The organism is Rhizobiaceae bacterium (assembly GCA_023953835.1).
Classification (GTDB): domain Bacteria; phylum Pseudomonadota; class Alphaproteobacteria; order Rhizobiales; family Rhizobiaceae; genus Mesorhizobium_G.
In genome coordinates, this window is sequence record JAMLJB010000001.1 from 3,276,218 (window position 1) to 3,295,859 (window position 19,642).

The 19,642-nt window shown below is 60.8% G+C and carries 20 protein-coding genes and 1 tRNA gene; 10 read left to right on the forward strand and 11 right to left on the reverse strand.

Annotated features, from left to right (window positions below):
• Positions 1–2: 2 nt before the first annotated feature.
• Entirely contained in the window at positions 3–998 is a 996-nt protein-coding gene (gene speB / locus M9924_15345; protein MCO5065772.1) for an agmatinase, read from the reverse strand.
• 91 nt (positions 999–1,089) lie between these two features.
• Between speB and M9924_15350 the strand changes: the two genes are divergently transcribed.
• Positions 1,090–1,524, forward strand: a complete 435-nt coding sequence (locus M9924_15350) for an acyl-CoA thioesterase (protein ID MCO5065773.1) — start codon at positions 1,090–1,092, stop codon at positions 1,522–1,524.
• Here the strand turns inward: M9924_15350 and M9924_15355 are convergent.
• Both M9924_15355 and M9924_15360 read right to left on the reverse strand, forming a co-directional pair.
• Positions 1,521–3,014: a DEAD/DEAH box helicase gene (locus tag M9924_15355; GenBank protein MCO5065774.1), complete on the reverse strand. Its 1,494-nt coding sequence runs from the start codon at positions 3,012–3,014 to the stop codon at positions 1,521–1,523. The two genes, M9924_15350 and M9924_15355, sit on opposite strands and share 4 nt — an antisense overlap.
• Positions 3,015–3,226: 212 nt before the next feature.
• Positions 3,227–4,000, reverse strand: a complete 774-nt coding sequence (locus M9924_15360; GenBank protein ID MCO5065775.1) for an NAD kinase — start codon at positions 3,998–4,000, stop codon at positions 3,227–3,229.
• Between the two features lie 227 nt (positions 4,001–4,227).
• Here M9924_15360 and M9924_15365 point away from each other — a divergent pair, with 227 nt between their 5' ends.
• From M9924_15365 to M9924_15375, 3 genes are all read left to right on the forward strand, one after another.
• Entirely contained in the window at positions 4,228–4,455 is a 228-nt protein-coding gene (locus tag M9924_15365) for a hypothetical protein (GenBank protein ID MCO5065776.1), read from the forward strand.
• Between the two features lie 11 nt (positions 4,456–4,466).
• Positions 4,467–4,817, forward strand: coding sequence for an EF-hand domain-containing protein (locus M9924_15370; protein MCO5065777.1), 351 nt, complete (start codon positions 4,467–4,469; stop codon positions 4,815–4,817).
• Between the two features lie 255 nt (positions 4,818–5,072).
• Positions 5,073–5,148, forward strand: a tRNA-Thr gene (locus M9924_15375).
• Between the two features lie 30 nt (positions 5,149–5,178).
• On the opposite strand, the gene M9924_15380 is transcribed toward M9924_15375, so the two are convergent.
• Complete coding sequence (locus M9924_15380; GenBank protein ID MCO5065778.1) at positions 5,179–5,733, reverse strand: hypothetical protein; 555 nt, start codon at positions 5,731–5,733, stop codon at positions 5,179–5,181.
• 173 nt (positions 5,734–5,906) lie between these two features.
• Between M9924_15380 and M9924_15385 the strand changes: the two genes are divergently transcribed.
• Positions 5,907–6,074, forward strand: a complete 168-nt coding sequence (locus M9924_15385) for a hypothetical protein (protein ID MCO5065779.1) — start codon at positions 5,907–5,909, stop codon at positions 6,072–6,074.
• A gap of 4 nt (positions 6,075–6,078) precedes the next feature.
• Here the strand turns inward: M9924_15385 and M9924_15390 are convergent, their stop codons facing one another.
• Complete coding sequence (locus M9924_15390) at positions 6,079–7,227, reverse strand: alpha/beta hydrolase (protein MCO5065780.1); 1,149 nt, start codon at positions 7,225–7,227, stop codon at positions 6,079–6,081.
• 27 nt (positions 7,228–7,254) lie between these two features.
• Entirely contained in the window at positions 7,255–8,712 is a 1,458-nt protein-coding gene (locus M9924_15395; protein MCO5065781.1) for a TrkH family potassium uptake protein, read from the reverse strand.
• An 84-nt stretch (positions 8,713–8,796) separates the two neighbouring features.
• Here M9924_15395 and ilvA point away from each other — a divergent pair, with 84 nt between their 5' ends.
• Positions 8,797–10,050, forward strand: coding sequence for a threonine ammonia-lyase IlvA (gene ilvA / locus M9924_15400; GenBank protein MCO5065782.1), 1,254 nt, complete (start codon positions 8,797–8,799; stop codon positions 10,048–10,050).
• A gap of 314 nt (positions 10,051–10,364) precedes the next feature.
• A complete protein-coding gene (locus M9924_15405) occupies positions 10,365–11,783 on the forward strand; it encodes a DEAD/DEAH box helicase (GenBank protein ID MCO5065783.1) in 1,419 nt (472 codons plus the stop codon).
• Positions 11,784–11,840: 57 nt separating this feature from the next.
• Here M9924_15405 and M9924_15410 read toward each other — a convergent pair whose 3' ends face one another.
• From M9924_15410 to M9924_15425, 4 genes are all read right to left on the reverse strand, one after another.
• A complete protein-coding gene (locus M9924_15410; protein ID MCO5065784.1) occupies positions 11,841–12,149 on the reverse strand; it encodes a HigA family addiction module antitoxin in 309 nt (102 codons plus the stop codon).
• Between the two features lie 28 nt (positions 12,150–12,177).
• A complete protein-coding gene (locus M9924_15415) occupies positions 12,178–12,456 on the reverse strand; it encodes a type II toxin-antitoxin system RelE/ParE family toxin (GenBank protein MCO5065785.1) in 279 nt (92 codons plus the stop codon).
• 72 nt (positions 12,457–12,528) lie between these two features.
• Positions 12,529–13,869: a hybrid sensor histidine kinase/response regulator gene (locus M9924_15420; GenBank protein MCO5065786.1), complete on the reverse strand. Its 1,341-nt coding sequence runs from the start codon at positions 13,867–13,869 to the stop codon at positions 12,529–12,531.
• Between the two features lie 10 nt (positions 13,870–13,879).
• A complete protein-coding gene (locus tag M9924_15425) occupies positions 13,880–15,088 on the reverse strand; it encodes an FIST C-terminal domain-containing protein (protein MCO5065787.1) in 1,209 nt (402 codons plus the stop codon).
• 187 nt (positions 15,089–15,275) lie between these two features.
• Here M9924_15425 and M9924_15430 point away from each other — a divergent pair, with 187 nt between their 5' ends.
• The 3 genes from M9924_15430 (at position 15,276) to M9924_15440 (ending at position 19,061) form a co-directional block, all read left to right on the forward strand.
• Positions 15,276–15,776 (forward strand): (2Fe-2S)-binding protein, encoded by a 501-nt coding sequence (locus M9924_15430; protein MCO5065788.1) that lies wholly within the window; start codon positions 15,276–15,278, stop codon positions 15,774–15,776.
• 120 nt (positions 15,777–15,896) lie between these two features.
• On the forward strand, positions 15,897–18,248 hold the full coding sequence (locus M9924_15435; GenBank protein ID MCO5065789.1) for a xanthine dehydrogenase family protein molybdopterin-binding subunit: 2,352 nt from the start codon (positions 15,897–15,899) through the stop codon (positions 18,246–18,248).
• An 18-nt stretch (positions 18,249–18,266) separates the two neighbouring features.
• The gene (locus tag M9924_15440) at positions 18,267–19,061 is read left to right on the forward strand and encodes a xanthine dehydrogenase family protein subunit M (GenBank protein MCO5065790.1); all 795 of its coding nucleotides are present in this window, start codon (positions 18,267–18,269) and stop codon (positions 19,059–19,061) included.
• A 22-nt stretch (positions 19,062–19,083) separates the two neighbouring features.
• Here M9924_15440 and M9924_15445 read toward each other — a convergent pair whose 3' ends face one another.
• A complete protein-coding gene (locus tag M9924_15445; GenBank protein MCO5065791.1) occupies positions 19,084–19,473 on the reverse strand; it encodes a YciI family protein in 390 nt (129 codons plus the stop codon).
• Between the last annotated feature and the right edge of the window lie 169 nt (positions 19,474–19,642).

The window sequence follows — 19,642 nt, forward strand, 5'->3', positions numbered from 1 at the left end:
ACTCATATGCCGCCTGCCTCGTGCAGTCCAGCGCCATTGCCGCCATCGTCGAAACGCGCGCGCCGCTCCGCCAGCAAGCCGAGATAATGCATGGCGACGGACGAAGCCGCGATTGCCGTAATATCGGCATGGTCATAGGCCGGTGCAACCTCGACCACGTCCGCGCCGACAATGTCGAGATGGGTGAGCTGGCGCAAGACCGACAGGATCTTGGCGGAGGAGGGCCCCCCCGCGACCGGAGTGCCCGTTCCCGGCGCAAAGGCGGGGTCAAGGCAGTCGATGTCAAAAGTGACGTAGCACTTGCGCCCCCCCGTGCGGTCGGCAATCGCGTAGGCGATGTCCGCCGCCCGCATCTCTTCGACCTCGTTGCCGTAGATGATCTTGATGCCGCAGTCCTCAGGCGCATGGGTGCGAATGCCGATCTGGATGGAACGGTCGGGGTCCACGACGCCTTCGCGGACCGCGCGCGCGACGAAACTGCCGTGGTCGATCCGCTTGCCGTCGTCGAACCAGGTGTCCTGATGCGCGTCGAATTGCACGAGGGCGAGCGGTCCGTAGATTGCCGCATGCGCCTTGAGAATGGGCCAGGTTACGAAATGGTCGCCGCCCAGCGTCAGCAGGAACGCGCCGCTTTTCAGGATCCTGCTCGCCTCGCGTTCGATGATTGCCGGAGACTTCTGGTGGTTGCCATTGTCGAGCAGGCAATCGCCGTAGTCGACCACGGCCATCCTTTCGAAAAGGTCGCGATGGAACGGATACTGCGGATCATTGTCGAAAATCGCCGAGGCGCGGCGGATCGCCTGAGGCCCGAAGCGCGCGCCGGGGCGATTGGTCACGGCTGCATCGAACGGGACACCCCAAACGACAACGTCTGCTCCCTTGAGGTTCTTCGTGTATTTCCGGCGCATGAAGGAAAGAATGCCCGCATAGGTCGGGTCCGAAGCGGCGCCTGTCAGGCTGCGCGCGGTCAAGGCATTGTCGATCGACGATGACGGCATGTGGTGTCCCTCGGTGAATCGAGGCGCTTTTATTGGCTATTCTTTTCAGGAATGCGACCCTTAATTGGGATTCGGTGAGGCGAGGGCGAAGATGAGCATCGGCGACGGACGGACGAAACGCAGCGAATACAGGACGTTTCGGACCATAACCACACGTTGGATGGACAACGACGTCTACGGCCATATGAACAATGTCGTTCACTATTCCCTGTTCGATACGGCCATAAATGGCTGGCTCGTCGAGCAGGGCGTGCTCGATCTGGCGCAAAGCGACCATATCGGACTGGTCGTTGAAACCGGCTGCCGCTATTTCGCGGAAATGGCGTTTCCCGATGTCGTTGCGGCGGGAATCCGCGTCGGGCGGATCGGCACCAGTTCAGTGCGCTATGAGGTGGGGTTGTTTCGCAACGACGAGGAGGACGCCGCCGCCCAAGGGTTCTTCGTGCACGTTTATGTGGATCGAACCACGCGCAGGCCGAAACCCATTTCCGACAGGTTCAGGCAAGCGCTGGAAACGATGGGCTAGACTTTCGCCGACACCATCATGAAGGCAGGCGTGTCTTCGCCAAATCCCACCGTCGTGTTGACTTCCTCGTCATCTTCGCGGTGACGGCGTGGCTCGCGAACCGGCCGGTCGCGCTGTTCGGGCTGGATCTTGCGTTCCGCATTGTCTTGGCGGATCGCGTCCTTGCGCACCCGGCGCTCCGGGGCGGCCTCGGGCGCCTCCGCTTCCTCCGCCTTCACCCGCGGGGCAGACTTGCCGCGCGCGTCCTTGCCGCGCGTGCGCCGCTCCGGCTTCCCGCCGCGGCCCCGTGGCCTTTCGTCATCCGAATCCGTGGAAGGTGCCAGCGTCGACAGGTCACCGTCATGCCATTCGACCGTTTTGCCGATCAGCTTTTCGATGGCGTCGACATAACGCATGTCGGACCGCGTGACGATGGTGAAGGACTTGCCCGCGCGGCCCGCACGGCCCGTGCGGCCAATGCGGTGCACGTAGTCCTCCGAGTGGATCGGCACGTCGAAATTGAACACGTGGCTGACGTCGGGAATGTCCAGACCGCGCGCGGCGACATCCGATGCGACGAGCAGCTTCAGCTTGCCGTCGCGGAAGTTCGACAGCATGGTCATGCGTGCGCGCTGATCCATGTCGCCGTGCAGTGCCCCGGCATTGAAATCATATTTGACCAGCGAGCGGAAAAGCTCGGACACGTCCACCTTGCGGTTGCAGAAGATGATGGCGTTCTTGATCCCATCGCCTTCCGACTGGATGAGATCGCGCAGCACGGCGCGCTTGTCCCATGGCTTCGAGCCGGATTTGACCAGCCGCTGGGTGACAGTGGAGGCGGTCGAGGATGCTTTCGCGACCTCGATGCGAACGGGAGCGTGCAGGAACTGCTCTGTCAGCTTCGTGATTTCCGGCGGCATGGTGGCCGAAAAGAACAATGTCTGCCGCGTGAAGGGTATCAGTTTGCAGATGCGCTCGATGTCGGGAATGAATCCCATGTCGAGCATGCGATCGGCCTCGTCGATGACAAGGATTTCGACCCCGGTTAGCAACAGCTTGCCGCGCTCGAAATGGTCCAGCAGCCGACCCGGCGTGGCAATCAGCACATCGGCGCCGCGCTCAAGCTTCTTCTCCTGGTCGTCGAAGGAGACACCGCCGATAAGCAGGGCGACGGTCAGGCGATGGTTCTTGCCGTATTTCGTGAAGTTCTCCTCGACCTGCGCCGCGAGTTCGCGCGTCGGTTCGAGAATGAGCGTGCGCGGCATGCGTGCGCGAGCGCGCCCCTTTTCAAGGCGCGTGAGCATGGGCAGGACGAATGAAGCGGTCTTGCCCGTGCCGGTCTGCGCGATGCCGAGCACATCCTTGCCTTGCAAGGCGTGCGGAATCGCACCGGCCTGAATTGGTGTCGGGTTGACGTAGCCGCTGTCGGTAACCGCGGAAAGGACCTTGGGAGAGAGGCCGAGATCCGCGAAAGAGACGGGCTGTGCTTGCGGTTGCGTTTCGGTGGTCACGTCCAACGAGGACTCTGTATCTACTGACAAGTGTTGTTGCGCCCTTACTGGCGGTAACGCGGCATTGCCGCCGGAGACGCTTGGCGTCCAACTTCTCGGCGCGACGTAGGCGCACGCCCGCGATTTGTCAACTAAACCTGATGTAATGTGCCGCGGTTTCAGCCGAAGTGACTAAGAATGTCACGCATAAGTGTGATGATCTGCTTGGTTCATCAGTAGCGGAACTGCTCGGACAGTATTCGTTCATTCCAGGAATGGTCGGGATCGAACAGCAGGGTGGCGGTGTGGACGCGTGATTCCCGAACGCTGACCGTGGTCACACCTTTGACCTCCGTGTGATCGGCGGCGGCGTTCACGGGGCGCTTTTCAGACTCCAGTATGTCGAAGCGCACATGCGCGAGATCGGGCAGCAGCGCGCCACGCCAGCGCCGGGGTCGAAAGGGGCTGACAGGAGTCAGCGCAAGCAGCGGCGCGTCGAGCGGCAGGATCGGCCCTTGCGCGGAAAGGTTGTAGGCGGTCGAGCCTGCGGGCGTCGCTACCATCACACCATCGCAGTTCAACTCTTCGAGCCGCACCTTGCCATCGACCGTGATGCGGATCTTTGCCGTCTGGTAGGACTGCCTCCAAAGCGCGACCTCATTGATCGCAAGTGCATTGGTGATGGTTCCGTCCGCTTGCACGGCCTCCATTTCCAGTGGTCGGATCGTTTCCGGTTGGGCGACTGTGATGCGCTCGAGGAGATTGTCCTCGGCGAACGGATTCATCAGGAAACCGACCGTACCGCGGTTCATGCCATAGACGCGCTTGCCCGTCGACATGGTTTCGCGGAGCGTTTGCAACAGGAATCCGTCACCGCCGAGGGCGACGACGACGTCTGCCTCCTTCGGATCGGCCTGACCGTAAAGCGCAATGAGCCGCGCTGCGCCCTCGCGTGCATCCGGCACGTCCGACGATGCAAATGAAACTTTGGGCGCGGTTCCAATCATGCAGCTTTGCCGGGGTCCATGTTCATTTCGACGAGGGCGTAGCATGGCGGGCAGTGGCTGCAAAGCGCGCTTATCGTTGAAAATATCCTGTATGGACGTGCAAGCGGCGGTCTCACGGTGTTCAACTTGTGATAGGACGCATTTTAGCCAGTTGAGGGGTGGCGGACGGGATCCGCTGGTGAAATTGCAAAACCATTTGGGAGACCGGAATGATCAAACGACAAATTCTGGCTGTGCTCTCGACCGCCGTGCTGCTCGCCGGCTGCCAGTCGAGTTCCGATCCGGACGTCCAGGCCAAGGAACACGAGTTCGGCTGCATGGCCGGAACGGTGGGCGGCGCGATAATTGGCGGCCTTGTGGGCAGCACCATAGGCGCAGGCACGGGCACTACACTGGCCATTGGCGCCGGCATCGGCGCGGGTGGTTATATCGGCAATCGTCTGGCTTGCCGCTGAAGGAGGTTGGTATGAGATCCTATGTACTTTCCGCCGCCGCGCTGCTGCTTGGCACGGGTGTCGCATTCGCCCAGCAGAGCCAGACCATGAATGAGGGACAACTCAATCAGGTCGACACAGACAAAAACGGCGCGGTCAGCGCCGCCGAGTATCAAAGCTTCATGAACGCTGCTTTTGCAAAGCTCGACGCGAACGGCAACGGATCGCTCAGTGCGACCGAAACCGCGAAGGTCCTGACGCCCGACCAGTTCTCGACACTTGACGCGAACAGCAATGGAGCTGTCGACAAGAAGGAATTCATGACCCAGGTCATGAAGGATTTTGCCGCTGCGGATAAGAGTGGCGACGGAACCCTCAAGTAATCCGGTCATTCGGGATGCATATCCGGTAATGCATCTCCGAACGGCTGAATTGCCTATTTATTAGGGAGGAGTAGCATCCGGTTTGTCCGTGATGACCCTTCCGCCCGAAACCTGTCACGGCAAACCCGCCGGCCTCGCCGGCGGGTTTTTCATTGGAGGGTTGGTATCTGATGGACCCGGCGCCGACTTGATGGAGCGAACGCCGCTGATCGCCCGTTGAATTCGCCAATGCACCTGTGATAAGCGGCAGGCGTTGCCCTTGTAGCTCAGTTGGTAGAGCACCTGATTTGTAATCAGGGGGTCGTCGGTTCGAACCCGGCCGGGGGCACCAGAAATCCCAAAATTTGCCTGCCAGCCCACCTCAATAGGCCGCGACGGATGCAATGAACGTGTCCAGGACGCTTATCCCCACGTACACGACCGCCACGATCTCCTGAATTCTTCGCTTCGTCGTCATCGCCCCCACGACGCAAAGAACAGCCAATAGCGCGAGCAGGCCCTGATCTTTTGTAAGCATTCGCACCTGCCAAAGCCAGGAATTCGCCAGGATGGCCACCAAATGGAAACAGGCCAACGCGATCAGCGCCCATCTGCCGTCGCGTTCGAATGCCACGAGCATGTCGCGATCTGTATCGGAAGGAACGATGAGGGCGGCAGCGGTGAACAGCGTCATCACCATCGCGACCAGCATTGTGAAAGCAAGGAGCGACCAATGGCTTGCCGTCGAGAGTTCGAACAGCGCCCACCAGAATTGCAGTCCCTCGCCGAGCACCGCGCCGGCAAAGAGCAGCGGGAGCCAGTCGAACTTCATCTTGGATCGAGCCTTGAATGCGTTTACGTAACCCGTAAGCACGCGCGCAATCGATAGTCCCAGCACGGTCGAGATCGGCACGACGATCCAGTGAAATGCTTCCATGCGCGGATTTGACACTTACCGGCAGAAATTGTCCAGAATTGACGAAGTGAGGTTTGAGGCTGCCGAATTTCTGCTTTTACGCTGTAACAACGCCCTTGTTGCCGGGTCTGGGCGTACCATATTTTTAAGGTGAGACGTTGGCTCGACGGGAATGGAGCACGTGAGGGAAGGCTATGATCCGTTTCGTTGTCCTTGGCCTGGTAATTGTCGCGGTTTCGTTTCTGGCAGCGCAAGCGATCCGGTTTGCGCGTACACGGGAAATCGACTGGACCGGCCTTGCCTTCATGGTCGGGTTCGTGGTGATGGCGTTCTATCTGCGGCACGCCACGGGCATGGGCTAGGTTCCTAATTTCCGACGACCACCTTCAAAGCCGCCAGCGGCGTCGTCAGCACAATCTCAGCCGCAGTTCCGAGCGAACCACCCAGGCGCCGCCCGAGTTCATTCACACGGTCTGTGATTGCTTCCTCGCTGTCGATCGTACTGGCTTCGTTGTTCAGCCCCGCGCCGATCAGCTTGATGATGACGGGATTTGCGGCGAACTTGGTGTGTCCCAGCCGATCTCCCTTGACCGCCGTCAGGTCCGCAACGGCGACGCCATATTGCGCGAGGTCGGCGGCATCCGCATAGTCGCCCACACGTGGACGTTCACCGGCCAGGAAACCGGAAAGCTGAAGCGCGCGGTCATTGCCGGAAAGCAGAAGGATAAACGGCTTCTTGGGCTTTCCATAGCGGCGCATCTGGGCCTTGAACACGTCGACATCGATGTCGGGCGAGGCGAGAATGACGTCACCGAGCTTGCCGCCAAGCGTCGGGTCGCCGGCAATCGCCAATTGGCGCAGCGCTTCCATCGTGACCCAGTTGCCCATCGAGTGCGCCATGATGTCCACGCGCTTCGCGCGCTTCGAAATCATCCGCAGGGTGGCTTCAAGTGAATCCCGGGCGGCTGTCGCGCTGTTGTTGTCGTACACATAGTCCACCAGCTTGCCGCCGGATGCCCACGAGAAGAGCACAGGCGTTCCTTCATAGCCCGCATCATGGACGATCTGGGTTATGCGATAGACGGCGGAATCGAAGCTGGTCTTGTAGCCATGGACAAATACCAGCACACGGCCATCGTGCTTTGCGATGTCGGCCCCCACCGCATTTTCAAAGGCAGGCTCCGAATAGCCCGTGATCGAGGACGCGGTGAAGAATTTCGCCGGGTCTGCAACTTTGCCCTTGCGCCGTTCGATCATTCCCACTGCGTGGACGGACGGCACCGTCATGTCGACCTTCGCGAAATCCGTCTTAGGGGCGCGCACGCTGCCGTAATATTCAAGCTCGTCGACCGACTTTTCGCGTGTCGTGGCGACGAAGATCTGGTGCGTGGCCGCAATCTGATCCGGGCGAGCTTCCCTGGATTGAAGCGTCAGAATTTCACGCGTGTTCTGATTGGCGCAGCCTACGGCGAGCAAGAACAAGGCAACCAATGCGATTTTTCGGATGACGTCCATTGGAAGCACTCATTCTGCCGGTGAAAGTCAGGCACGCCAGAAGACCGGTGAAAAGATCACCAGCACGGAGAGAATTTCAAGTCGCCCAAGCAGCATCGCCGCGGAGCATATCCATTTAGCAGCGTCCGGAATGTCTGCATAGTTGCCCATCGGACCGATCTGCGGGCTCAGCCCCGGGCCAACGTTGGTCAGTGAAGCCAGCGCACCCGAACTGGCGCTCAGGAAATCCAGTCCGGTCGCGCCCAGCAGGACGGTGAAGATCGCCAGCAATACGAAGAACGACGAGATGAACAAAACCACCGCGCGCTGCATGTCCTGATCGATGGTACGGTCGCCATAGCGCACCGGCAGCACGGTGTTGGGGTAAATCAAGCGGCGGAAACCATTACCCAGAAGCTGAAACAGGATAAGGAACCGATACGCCTTGATCGCCCCGGTTGTGGAGCCGGAGCAGCCGCCAAGGAACATCGACACATAGATGCAGGCGACGGCGAAAGGTCCCCACAGCAGGTAGTCGTCGCTTGAATAGCCGGTGGTGGTGATCATCGAGACGATGTTGAAGGTGGCGTGGGTCAGCGCATCAAAGAACGAGATATCCCGCGTCGCCCGCAGATAGATCGCCACGACGAGCGAGAAGGCTATCGTATAGCCGACATAGATCCGGATCTGCGGATCTCGCACGGCGTCATAGCGGCCGCGTACGGCAAACAGGATCATCACGGAGAAGGGCAGTCCGCCGATCAACATGAAGATCGAGCCGGTCCAAAGAATGGCGCTGTTCTGCGCGTAGCGCAGGAAAGACGTGTCGTGCGTGGAGAATCCGCCGGTCGCTATCGTGCTCATGGCATGGTTGATCGCATGGAAGCCGGGCATGCCGCTGGCGGCGTAGGCAATCGCGCAGCAGGTCACCAGCATCGTGTAGATAGCGATGAGGCTGATTGCGAAGGTGTGGAAGCGGGCGAATGGCCGGTCTGCGATCTCGGACGATTCGATCTTGAAATAAGAAACACCGCCAATATTCAGAAAAGGCAGCAGAAAAAGGCCGAGGGCGATAACCCCCAAGCCTCCCATGAATGAGAGCAGCGAGCGCCACATGATGATGCCGGGAGCGGCGTTGTCCAGCCCGCTGATGACGGTCGCGCCCGTGGTCGTAATGCCGGACACGGACTCGAAAAGAGCATCGGTGAAACTCAAGCTAAGCGATGACATCATGAATGGAACAGCGCCTGCGACCGCGAGTGTCAGCCAAAGCAGATTGACGAGGAAGAAGCCGAACCTTGTGTTCGGCTGCGGGCTGCCGCCACGTGTGGCAAGCATGAGAGCGGTCGAAATGCCGCCCATCACAAGGGCGGAAAATGCGAAGACCTGCCAGTCGCGATTGCCAAAATAGAGATCGATCGCCGCCGGAATGAGCATTGCGGCCGACAGATACATCGCAAAGACTGCGGCGACATGTACCGCCGCACGGATGGCCAAGCTGTTCACGCCAACAAATACCCTTCCATGGATCGGACAGTGGCTTCACCGACATCAATATGCAATACGCGGAGCGATTGGAGTTCCCGTTCGATGACCTTTGCACAACGCGTACTGCGCGCCGAAGCTGCCGTGCGCACCCTCTTTCCAGAAACTCCGCTACAGGAGAATGACTACCTCTCGCGCAAGTTCGGCGCGCGGGTGCTTCTCAAGCGCGAAGACCTGACGCCGGTTCGCTCCTACAAGATTCGCGGCGCGTTCAACTTCTTCCGTAAGGAGCTTTCACAGGAAAAGCAGGGTGCGACCTTCGTATGCGCCTCAGCCGGCAATCACGCGCAGGGTTTCGCCTTTGTTTGCAGGCATTTCGGAGTGAAGGGCGTGGTGTTCATGCCGGTCACCACGCCGCAGCAGAAGATTGACAAGACCAAGCTGTTCGGCGGCGAGTGGATCGAAGTGCGGCTCGTCGGCGACTTTTTCGACGATTGCTACCGTGCTGCGCTCGACTATTCGGAAAGCGGCGGCGGGCACATGGTGCCGCCGTTCGACCATAAGGATATCATCGAGGGGCAGGCCACCGTCGGCGCGGAAATCCTGCGCCAGATGCCGCACGGCAAAGCGCCGGACATGCTGTTCGTGCCGGTCGGCGGCGGTGGACTGTCGGCAGGCATTTCCAGATATTTCGCTGATGCAGAGGCGCAGACCCGCTTCGTGTTCTGCGAACCGCAAGGCGCGCCCAGCCTCAAGCAGAGCCTGCTTGAGCATAAACGTGTGAAGCTGGCGAAGGTGGACAATTTCGTCGACGGGGCGGCGGTCGCGGAGATTGGTCGTGAACCGTTGAGGCACCTCAAGGAATTTGCACCCGACGCCGTGCACCTCATTCCCGAAAACCGCCTCTGCGCCACCATGATCGAGCTACTCAATGTCGAGGGGGTTGTGCTGGAGCCTGCAGGTGCGCTGTCCATCGATGCGTTGAAAGATTTTTCGCGCCGCGACCTGAAGGGCAAGACCGTGGTTTGCGTTGTGTCAGGCGGCAATTTCGACTTCGAGCGCCTGCCCGATGTGAAGGAGCGCGCCCTGCGCTTCGAAGGGCTCAAGAAGTATTTCGTATTTCGTTTTCCGCAGCGTCCGGGCGCGCTGCGCGCGTTCCTCGACTTGCTCGGCCCCGACGACGATATCGCGAGGTTTGAGTATCTGAAGAAATCGGCACGCAATTTCGGATCGGTGCTGATCGGCATCGAAACGAAGGACAGGCGGAATTTCGATATTCTCGCACGGCGCTTCAACGATGCCGGATGGGCCTATCAGGACATAACCGATAACGAGACGCTCGCAGGCTTTATCATATAGCCGTACGGTGTAGCCGGATCGTTCACAATTTACTGCGTCGCACAATGAGCTTGCAATAGAGGCGCAAATCATCCATATGCGCCGCAGACAGGCGCATGGGCCGCAATTGCCGGCTTTCCCAAAAATGGACTTCGTTGCGTCTCGCTCCGCCTTCCGAAAGGACAGGGCGGACAGTCCCGCGAGCTAATTCGCGGGCACGACAGCGCAACCGTGTGGACAATCGTCCACCGCCGTGTCGTTCCAGAACAAGATTTGAACGCGGCGGGCGCGCGCCCTGCGGCGTGAATGGCAGCGGCATGAATGCCGCGCGAAAGATGATTGAATTGACTACAGAAAATACGCCTGCGCCGAACGGTTTCGAGCGCCTTGGCATCTCCGGCCAGCTTCTGAAGGCAACCACGGCGGCGGGATTCACCGCGCCCAAGCCTATTCAGGAAATGGCAATACCGCCGCAGCTTGCGGGCAAGGACATACTTGGAATTGCGCAGACCGGCTCGGGAAAGACCGCAGCCTTTGCGCTGCCGATCCTTTCGAAGATCATCGGCCTCGGCACGAAGCGTCGTCCAAAGACCGCGCGGGCGCTGATCCTCGCCCCGACGCGTGAACTCGCGGTTCAGATCGAGGAAACGATAAGGCTGCTCTCCAGAGGCGCTCATGTTTCCACCGCTCTCGTGCTGGGTGGTGTTTCGCGTGGCACGCAGGTGCGCCGCATCGCGCCGGGCATCGACATTCTTGTCGCTACACCCGGACGCCTGATGGACCTCGTGCGCGAAGGCGCGGTGGTGCTGAGCGAGACCACTTGGCTGGTGCTCGACGAGGCTGATCGCATGCTGGACATGGGCTTCATCAACGATGTGAGGCGCATTGCCAAGGCAACGCATCCGGCGCGTCGGACGGCGCTTTTTTCGGCAACGATGCCGCAGGAAATCGCCACCCTTGCGCAAGACCTGCTTCGTGACCCCGTGCGCGTCGATGTGGCGCCGCAGGGCACGACCGCGGCGGAGATCAAGCAAAGCGTGATCCTTGCCCGCACCAAGCAGAAGCGTCAGGTCCTGTCGAAAATGTTGGCCGATCCCGAAATGAAGTCGGTGATGATTTTCGCGCGTACCAAGCATGGCGCGGATCGCGTCACCCGCGACCTGGAGCGGGACGGGTTCGACGCGGCCGTCATCCACGGCAACAAGTCGCAGAACGCGCGCCAGAAGGCGCTGACGGGTTTTCGCGACGGTTCCGTGCGCATTCTGGTGGCAACCGACATTGCGGCGCGCGGCATCGATGTGCCGGGCATATCGCATGTCGTGAATTTCGACCTGCCGGACGAGGCGTCGAGCTACGTGCACCGTATTGGCCGCACCGGGCGCAACGGCGCGGACGGCATCGCCATCACGCTGTGCGATCCGACCGAGGCTTCGAAGCTTCGGTCCGTCGAGAAGATCATCCGGATGAAACTGCCGGTCGTCGCCGACCACACCGGGGAGCCTGATCCCAAGCCCGCGCCGGGCGTCCAGCGCATGCAGCAGCCGGCCAATGACCGGGCTCCGCGCGAAAGGAAGGATGGCGGCGAGGGCAGGGGCAATCCCGATCGCAACAGGGACATGCAGCGCCGGGGCGCGCCTCGCAATGGGGGCAACGGCAAGCCGGGCAAACCCGATGGCGCAAAGCCGGCGGGAAAGAAGCCGTTCCGCAGGAAGCGCTTCGGCGGCGCCAAGCGCTTCGGCAGCAAGGCTGCTTAGGCCGCAGCGACAGTTGGCGCGAATGCAGGAGAAGTGACCGCGACGGTATGCGTCCGGTCACGCCGCATTGAGCGTCGGGATATTGCTCACATCGACTTCACGTTCGGCGTGCCACGCGTCATAAGCCGCCTGCATTCGCAGCCAGATGGCAGCGCCATCGCCGAACAACTTGCCAAGCCGCGCGGCGACGGCCGGAGACACGGGCTTCCGCTCGCGCAGGATGTCGTAAAGTTGCTGGCGGGAAATACCCAGCAATCCGGCAATCTCTACCTTGGTCTTTCCGGTTGCCGGAATGATTTCGTCGAGCAGAGCGCCAGGGTGGGACGGGCAGCGCTCGATCGGACGCTTCGGCTTATATGCGCTCATAAACGGACTTCTCCAATCTGCGCCCTGCTCAATGATATTGCTCGAGATCGACGCGAGCGGCGTCATTGCCGTCGAATTCGAATGTAATGCACCACGGGCCGTTGACATGCACCGAATAGCGCACCGGGTTGAAACCGGTGAGTGAATGGAAATTGAATCCCGGAAGGTTCATATCCTCGGGCTTCTCAACAGCTTCAAGCCGGTCCAGCCGCAGCAAGATCCGCTTGTGCAGCCGGGCATCGATTTTGCCGGTCTTTCCAGTTTCGAACAGGTCTGCCAACGATCTGAGCTTAAATGACCTGATCATGTATGGATGTAAGCAAAATGCATACATATTGTCAAGGCAATGTAAGCAGAAAGCTTACGCTCGGCTCTTCGCTCAGGCCAGCATGTGGGCGAGCAATGCGCGCAGCCGCGCGGGCCGGATGGGCTTGACGAGCAGTTCAACGCCCATTTCCGCCACTTCTTCCTGAAGTTCGGCGCTGGGGTCGGCGGTCGTGACGAGCGCCGGCACGACGCGGCCAAGCCATGCGCGGATGCCCATGATCGTTGCGCTGCCGAGGTCGCCGCGGTCGAGATGCTGGTCGGCGATCACGATGTCGGGAATCCATGCCGTATCGTTGAGTTCGGCCAGCGCCTCCTCGGTGGTGGCGGCGACGCGAACCTCGCATTTCCAGCTTTCCAGCAAGGTGGACATTGCAGACGCGACATCGGGATCGTTTTCCACAAGCAGCACCTTTGTCCCGAAAAGTCCGTAGCCGCGATGCTGTTCGGGCTCCACAGGGTTGGGAGTTGATTCCAGTGGCGCGATCATTGCACCCGGTATGTCGAGATGAAACACGGTTCCCTTGCCGATGCGGGAATCGAGGCTGACGCGATAGCCGAGCGTCTCGACCATGCGCCGTACGATAGCCAGACCGAGACCGAGCCCTGCGCCGGACAGGCCGGATTCGTCCACAGCCACACCACGATGGAACTCCTCGAAGATCGCATCCCGCTGGTCTTCAGCTATGCCGCTGCCGGTATCGGCGACCTCGATGCGGATGTTTTCGCCGCGGCGGCGCACACCGACGAGCACGCCGCCCTCGGTGGTATAACGAATGGCGTTGGCGACGATGTTCTGGAGGATGCGGCGGATGAGCGTCCTGTCGGTGCGAATAGTCCAAAGCGTCGGCGCAAAACGCAGCTTCAGTCCCTTGCGCTCGGCCAGCGGAAGAAAATCCGACCGCAGGCCCTGGAACAACTGGTCGAGCGGCACGCTGGTCAGGTCCGGTTCCACAACGCCCGCATCGAGTCGCGAAATATCGAGAAGCGTGCGCAGGAGCGTCTCCATCGTCTCCAGCGAACGCTCGACCTGTCGCACGAGTCGACGTCCTTCGGCCGAGGTCTGAACATCGGCCAGCGCCGACACCGAAAGATGCGCGGCGTTGAGCGGTTGCAAGACGTCATGGCTCGCGGCGGCGAGGAACCGTGTCTTCGAAATGTTCGCCTGCTCGGCGCGGTCCCGCGCCTCGATCAGTTCGGCGTTGGATTGCTCCAGCCTTCGCAGCGCCGAATGAAGTTCATCCGTCCGGCTTCGCACGAGGCTTTCAAGGTTTATCGCAGTCTGGAACAGCGAAAAGGCGTTGCCCTGTCGGTCCATGGACCGTTCGACGCGGTTGATGAGCGCCGCGTTGATTTTCTTCAACCGTTCAAGGTCGTCGATATGTCCGAGCGACACCCGCCTTCTCCTATTCCGCAGCCTGGCGGCGATGCCCGAATGCAATGCCGGTGAAGGTCTGGTTCAGGTGCATGGACTGATACTGCTCTCCATAAGTGCCGAAGCCAAGGACGTGGTTTCTGCGATAGACCTCGGAAAGCCCCCGCACAGCCTGACGGTTCACGGCGTCTAGTCGGCGCAGGACGCAATCGAAGCCAAGAATGACATCGGTTCCGCCAAGTCTGGACTCGACGTCCTTGAGCGCGGCGTCGGTCGACTCCACCAGATCGACCGCGCGCGCGATGGAGAGCACGATCCCATCGTCTATGGCGCAGAAAAAGGAGAGGGAGCCATCGGCGTTGCTCTTTTGAATGGAGCGGCAGAAATATTCGCCGCCGACGCGCACGACCGTCGGGTGCGAAGCGAAGCTCAACGGCGTCAGGTCCTTGGGCAGCAGGCCGACGGCGCTCGCATATTCGTCCGCCGCGGCCGCCGCGTTGAACTCGTGCACCACGCGGCGTCCGGGATCAGATGCGGTGACCACGAGCTTGCTGTCTGTTGCAACGAAATTGTCGGTCTTGAAAGTGCGGAACGGTATATCGGTGGCGAACAGGATGACGACTGCGCTGTCAGTGTGGACGCCCCCGTTCCAGATCAGGCTGGTGTTCTCGAATTTCAGTTCGTCGCCCGCCGAGCCCCCCACGAGCGGAATGTCCTCCAGCTCCCAATGGATTGCGGAGGTCACGGATTCTTCGGAAAAGGAAAGCCCGTCGATCAGGCAGATCGCGAAGATGTTCGATTGCGGGTGTCCATAGGAAGAGGTGAAGGTGCGTCGAAGCGCATCGACCTGTGACGACACGCTCTTGATGTCGGAAGTGGATATGTTTTTCAGAAGTGTGCCCGCGGCGGCAAATCCCGCGGCTGGAAACAACAGCGCCACGGCTTGTCCCTCATGCAGGCCCTCGGGTGTGATTTCACCCGCAGTCGTGCAGCCCGCATGCGGCAGGCCCGGAAGGCGACGCTTGATCGCCTGCGCGAGGCGGCCCGAATCGAAGAGCGACCTTGAATAGAAGAACAGCGCAAAGCTGAAGCGCGCAGACGTCGCTTCGACGGCAACGCGTTGGATAAACGCATCCTCGTCGTGCGAATCGGTGCTTAGCGCGACCAGTCCACAAGCATAGCTCGTGTGCGAAACTGCCAGTTCTTCCTCCCGCGATCCTCCACGCGTTGGGTGGCGCATCGGATGCATATTGTTTCGGCGGGTGCCGCTTTGCAATGGGCCACGATCTATGACCGAAAGTACAATGGAATGCGGCAGGGGGCGGCGGCACATTTCGTGCGCTGGGTTCACTACCTATTAGCCGTTTGCAGTGGCACAATGACCACTCGCGCCCGACGCCCGGTCCGGCGCAGCCAGGGGAGGAACAATGTCGGAAGTTTCAATGACCGTTAATGGTCGAAAGGTGCAGGCGTCCGTCGAGGACCGCACGCTCCTTGTCCATTTCCTGCGCGAGCATCTCGGCCTGACAGGAACGCATGTCGGCTGCGATACCTCGCAGTGCGGGGCCTGCCTCGTGCATGTCGACGGCAAGGCGATGAAGTCCTGCACCATGCTGGCCGTTCAGGCGTCAGGGTCCACGATCACGACGATCGAAGGGCTGGCGAACGGCGCTGACCTTCATCCGGTTCAGGCGGCGTTTCGCGAGCATCACGGATTGCAGTGCGGTTTCTGCACGCCCGGCATGATCATGTCGGCGGTCGACATGATCAATCGCCACCCGGAAGGACTCGATGAGGCGACGGTGCGCGCCGAACTTGAAGGCAATATTTGCCGCTGCACGGGTTATCACAACATCGTCAAGGCGGTGCTTGCCGCCTCGAAGGAGATGGCGAAGGGCGCGAAAAGCAAGAAGGCCAAGGCGGCCTGACGATCTGAACACGATCGGGCGGCGGCAGCCGGGACATAGGGTCCGCTGCCGTGCAGTTGCGCCGAAGCGCTGCAGACAACGCCCGCACCCACTGTTCTTACGGTTCTGGAGGGAACTCTGATGGGAATGGAAGGCATTGGCGCCCGCGTGGCGCGCAAGGAAGACAAAAGGTTCATTACGGGTTCTGGACGCTACACGGACGACATGGTCGTGCCGGGCATGAAGCATGCGGTGTTCGTGCGCAGTCCCCATGCGCATGCCGACATCAAAAAGATCGAAGTCAAGGAAGCGCAAGCGATGCCGGGTGTGATCGCCGTGCTGACGGGAAAGGAGTTGAAAGCCGACGGCATCGGCAATTTGATCTGCGGATGGATGATCCATTCGAAGGACGGCACCCCCATGAAGATGGGCGCGTGGTCGCCATTGGCGGTCGACCGCGTGCGTTATGTCGGCGATGCGGTCGCCATCGTGATTGCCGACACGAAGGGGCAGGCGCGCGACGCGGCAGAAGCCGTCAACGTGACCTATAAGGAGCGCAAGGCGGTGACGAGCGCGGTCGAGTCGCTGAAAGCGGGCGCGCCGCAGCTTCACCCCGAGGCGGACAACAATCTGATCTATGATTGGGAGATCGGGGACGCGGCAGCGACGGATGCGGCGCTGCAAAAGGCGGCTCACATCACCAAGATGCACATCGTCAACAACCGACTAGTGCCGAACGCTATGGAGCCCCGCGCCGCGCTTGCGCAATACGACAAGGCGGAGGATCATTTCACCTGCTGGACAACTTCTCAGAATCCGCATGTGGCGCGACTGGTGATGAGCGCGTTCTATAACGTCGCGCCGGAAAACAAGCTGCGTGTCATCGCGCCCGATGTCGGTGGTGGCTTTGGCTCGAAAATCTTCATCTACCCCGAAGAGGTGGTGTGCTGCTGGGCGTCGAAGAAAGCGGGCGTGCCGGTCAAGTGGGTGGCCGACCGCACGGAAAGCTTCCTGACCGACGCGCATGGCCGCGACCACGTCACCGAAGTGCAGATGGCTTTCGACAAGGACAACAGGGTGATCGGCCTCAAGGTCGATACGATTGCCAATTTCGGCGCCTATATGTCGCTGTTCTCGTCGTCGGTTCCGACCTATCTCTATGCGACGCTGCTGTCGGGCCAATACAATATCCCGGCAATCCACGCCAACGTGCGCGCCGTCTACACCAATACCGCGCCCGTTGACGCATATCGCGGAGCAGGGCGTCCCGAAGCGACTTTCGTCATGGAACGCACGATGGAGACGGCGGCGCGTGAGCTTGGCGTTTCACCCGCCGAACTGCGCCGGCAGAATTTCGTCACCGAGTTCCCGCACCAGACGCCGGTTATCATGTGCTACGACGCCGGCAACTACGCAGCTTCGCTCGATGCCGCGATGGACGCCATCGACTACAAGGGTTTCGAGAAGCGCAAGGCGGCAGCCGCCAAGCGCGGCAAGCTGCGCGGCATTGGCATGAGCAATTATATCGAGGCGTGCGGCATCGCGCCGTCGGCGGCGGTGGGTTCGCTCGGCGCAGGCGTGGGCCTCTGGGAATCCGCCGAGGTCCGGGTGAACGCGGTCGGCACCATCGAGGTGTTGACGGGTTCGCACAGCCACGGACAGGGCCACGAAACGACGTTTTCGCAACTCGTTGCTGAACGCTTCGGTGTGCCAATCGACAGCGTGTCCATTGTCCATGGCGACACCGACAAGGTGCAGATGGGCATGGGAACATACGGCTCGCGTTCCGGCGCGGTCGGCATGTCGGCTATCGTCAAGGCGCTCGACAAGGTTGAGGCAAAGGCGAAGAAGATCGCCGCGCATCTGCTCGAAGCGGACGAAAGCGACATCGTGATCGAGAACGGCGCGCTGAAGGTGGCGGGTACGGACAAGAATGTGCCTTGGTTCCAGATGGCGTTGGCCGCCTACACCGCCCACAATCTGCCGGGCGGCATGGAGCCGGGCCTGAAAGAGACGGCCTTCTATGATCCGACCAACTTCACCTTCCCCGCTGGCTGCTACATCTGCGAAGTCGAGATCGATCCCGACACGGGCAAGACCGAGATCATCGCATTCGTGGCTGCCGACGATTTCGGCAACATCATCAACCCGATGATCGTCGAGGGACAGGTTCATGGCGGTATCGCGCAAGGTGTCGGGCAGGCGCTGCTCGAAGGCGCGAATTATGATGCGTCGAACGGGCAGCTCCTGACGGCGAGCTACATGGACTATTGCATGCCGCGCGCCGACGACCTGCCGTCCTTCCAGGTTTCGCACCAGAACACACCGTGCCCGGGCAATCCGCTCGGCATCAAGGGGTGCGGCGAGGCTGGAGCAATCGGCTCGACGCCCGCGGTCATCAATGCGATCACCGACGCAATCGGGACGAACAATCTTGAAATGCCGGCCACGCCGCAGCGCGTGTGGCGCGCACTTCAGGCGGCAAAGAACTGAGCGCGGGAGGAAGAACTCATGTACGCAGTTAACTATCATCGCGCCAAATCGGTTTCCGAAGCAGCCAAGCTTGGCAAGGGCGACGCCAAATATCTGTCGGGCGGCATGACGCTGATCCCGGCGATGAAAACCCGCCTTGCCGCGCCATCCGATCTGGTCGATCTCAGCCATATCAAGGAGATCAAGGGCGTTTCCGTTTCCGGCAAGACGGTGACAATCGGCGCGGGGACCACGCATTACGAGGTTTCGACCGACGCCAAGCTCGCAAAGGCGTGCCCGGCGCTGGTCTATCTGGCCGGGCTGATCGGCGATCCGGCGGTGCGCCACCGTGGAACCATTGGCGGATCCATCGCCAATAACGATCCGGCGGCGGACTATCCGGCGGCCATGCTGGCGCTGGCGGCGACGATAACCACCAACAAGAGGTCGATTACGGCGGACAAGTTTTTCAAAGGCCTGTTCGAAACCGCATTGAAGGAAGGCGAGATCGTCACGTCCGTCAGCTTCACCGCGCCTGCAAAGGCGGGCTATGCGAAGTTCCCGAATCCGGCCTCGCGCTATGCCATGACCGGCGTATTCGTGGCAAAGGACAAGGACGGCGTGCGCGTCGCCGTGACCGGCGCCGGCGATGACGGAGTGTTCCGCTCCAAGCAGGTCGAAGCGGCGCTTTCAAAGAAATTCGAGCCGTCCGCGCTCGAAGGTCTCAAGCTTCCGTCCGGCTCGCTGATGCAGGACATGCATGCATCGTCCGACTATCGCGCCGCGCTGATCGTGGCGATGGCCAAGCGCGCGGTCGCTCAGGCCAACGGCTGAACGAACACAGGAGCGGCGGAAGCTATTCCGCCGCCTCCTTTGCGATGAGCGATGCCGCACCCGGATCATAATAGACAATCGGCCTGATTTCGTAGACGGCGGTCGGGTTCACCGATTTGAACTCGCGCGCAATGGCGACCGCTTCGTCATGCGTCTCGCAATTCAGGACGTAGAGACCGAGCAATTGCTCCTTGGTTTCCGCAAACGGGCCGTCAAGCACAGGCGAGGCGGCCGAACCTCTCAGCGTTGTGGCTTTGCCGGTGAAGTCGAGCCGGGCCGCCGGTCCGAGCTTGCCGTCCCGCGTCAGCCGCTGGTTGATCCCGATCAGATGCTCCATGAGCGCGGCATCTTCCTCGGGAGAAAGGGCCGTAATGGCGCCTTCGACATGATAGGCCAATATTGCGTAAAGCATGGGCTCCTCTTTGTCGTTTGAATGCGGCACCTTGCCCGGACCCCGGTCGCCTCGCATGAGCCAGGCGCACGCGTTCCGGACGGCCACGTCGGCGCGAAATATGCCGGGGTTTCCCGGCAATGTCTTTCGCTTTGTGCGGCAAGGCTGTAGGTGGCAAGGCAGGCAAATC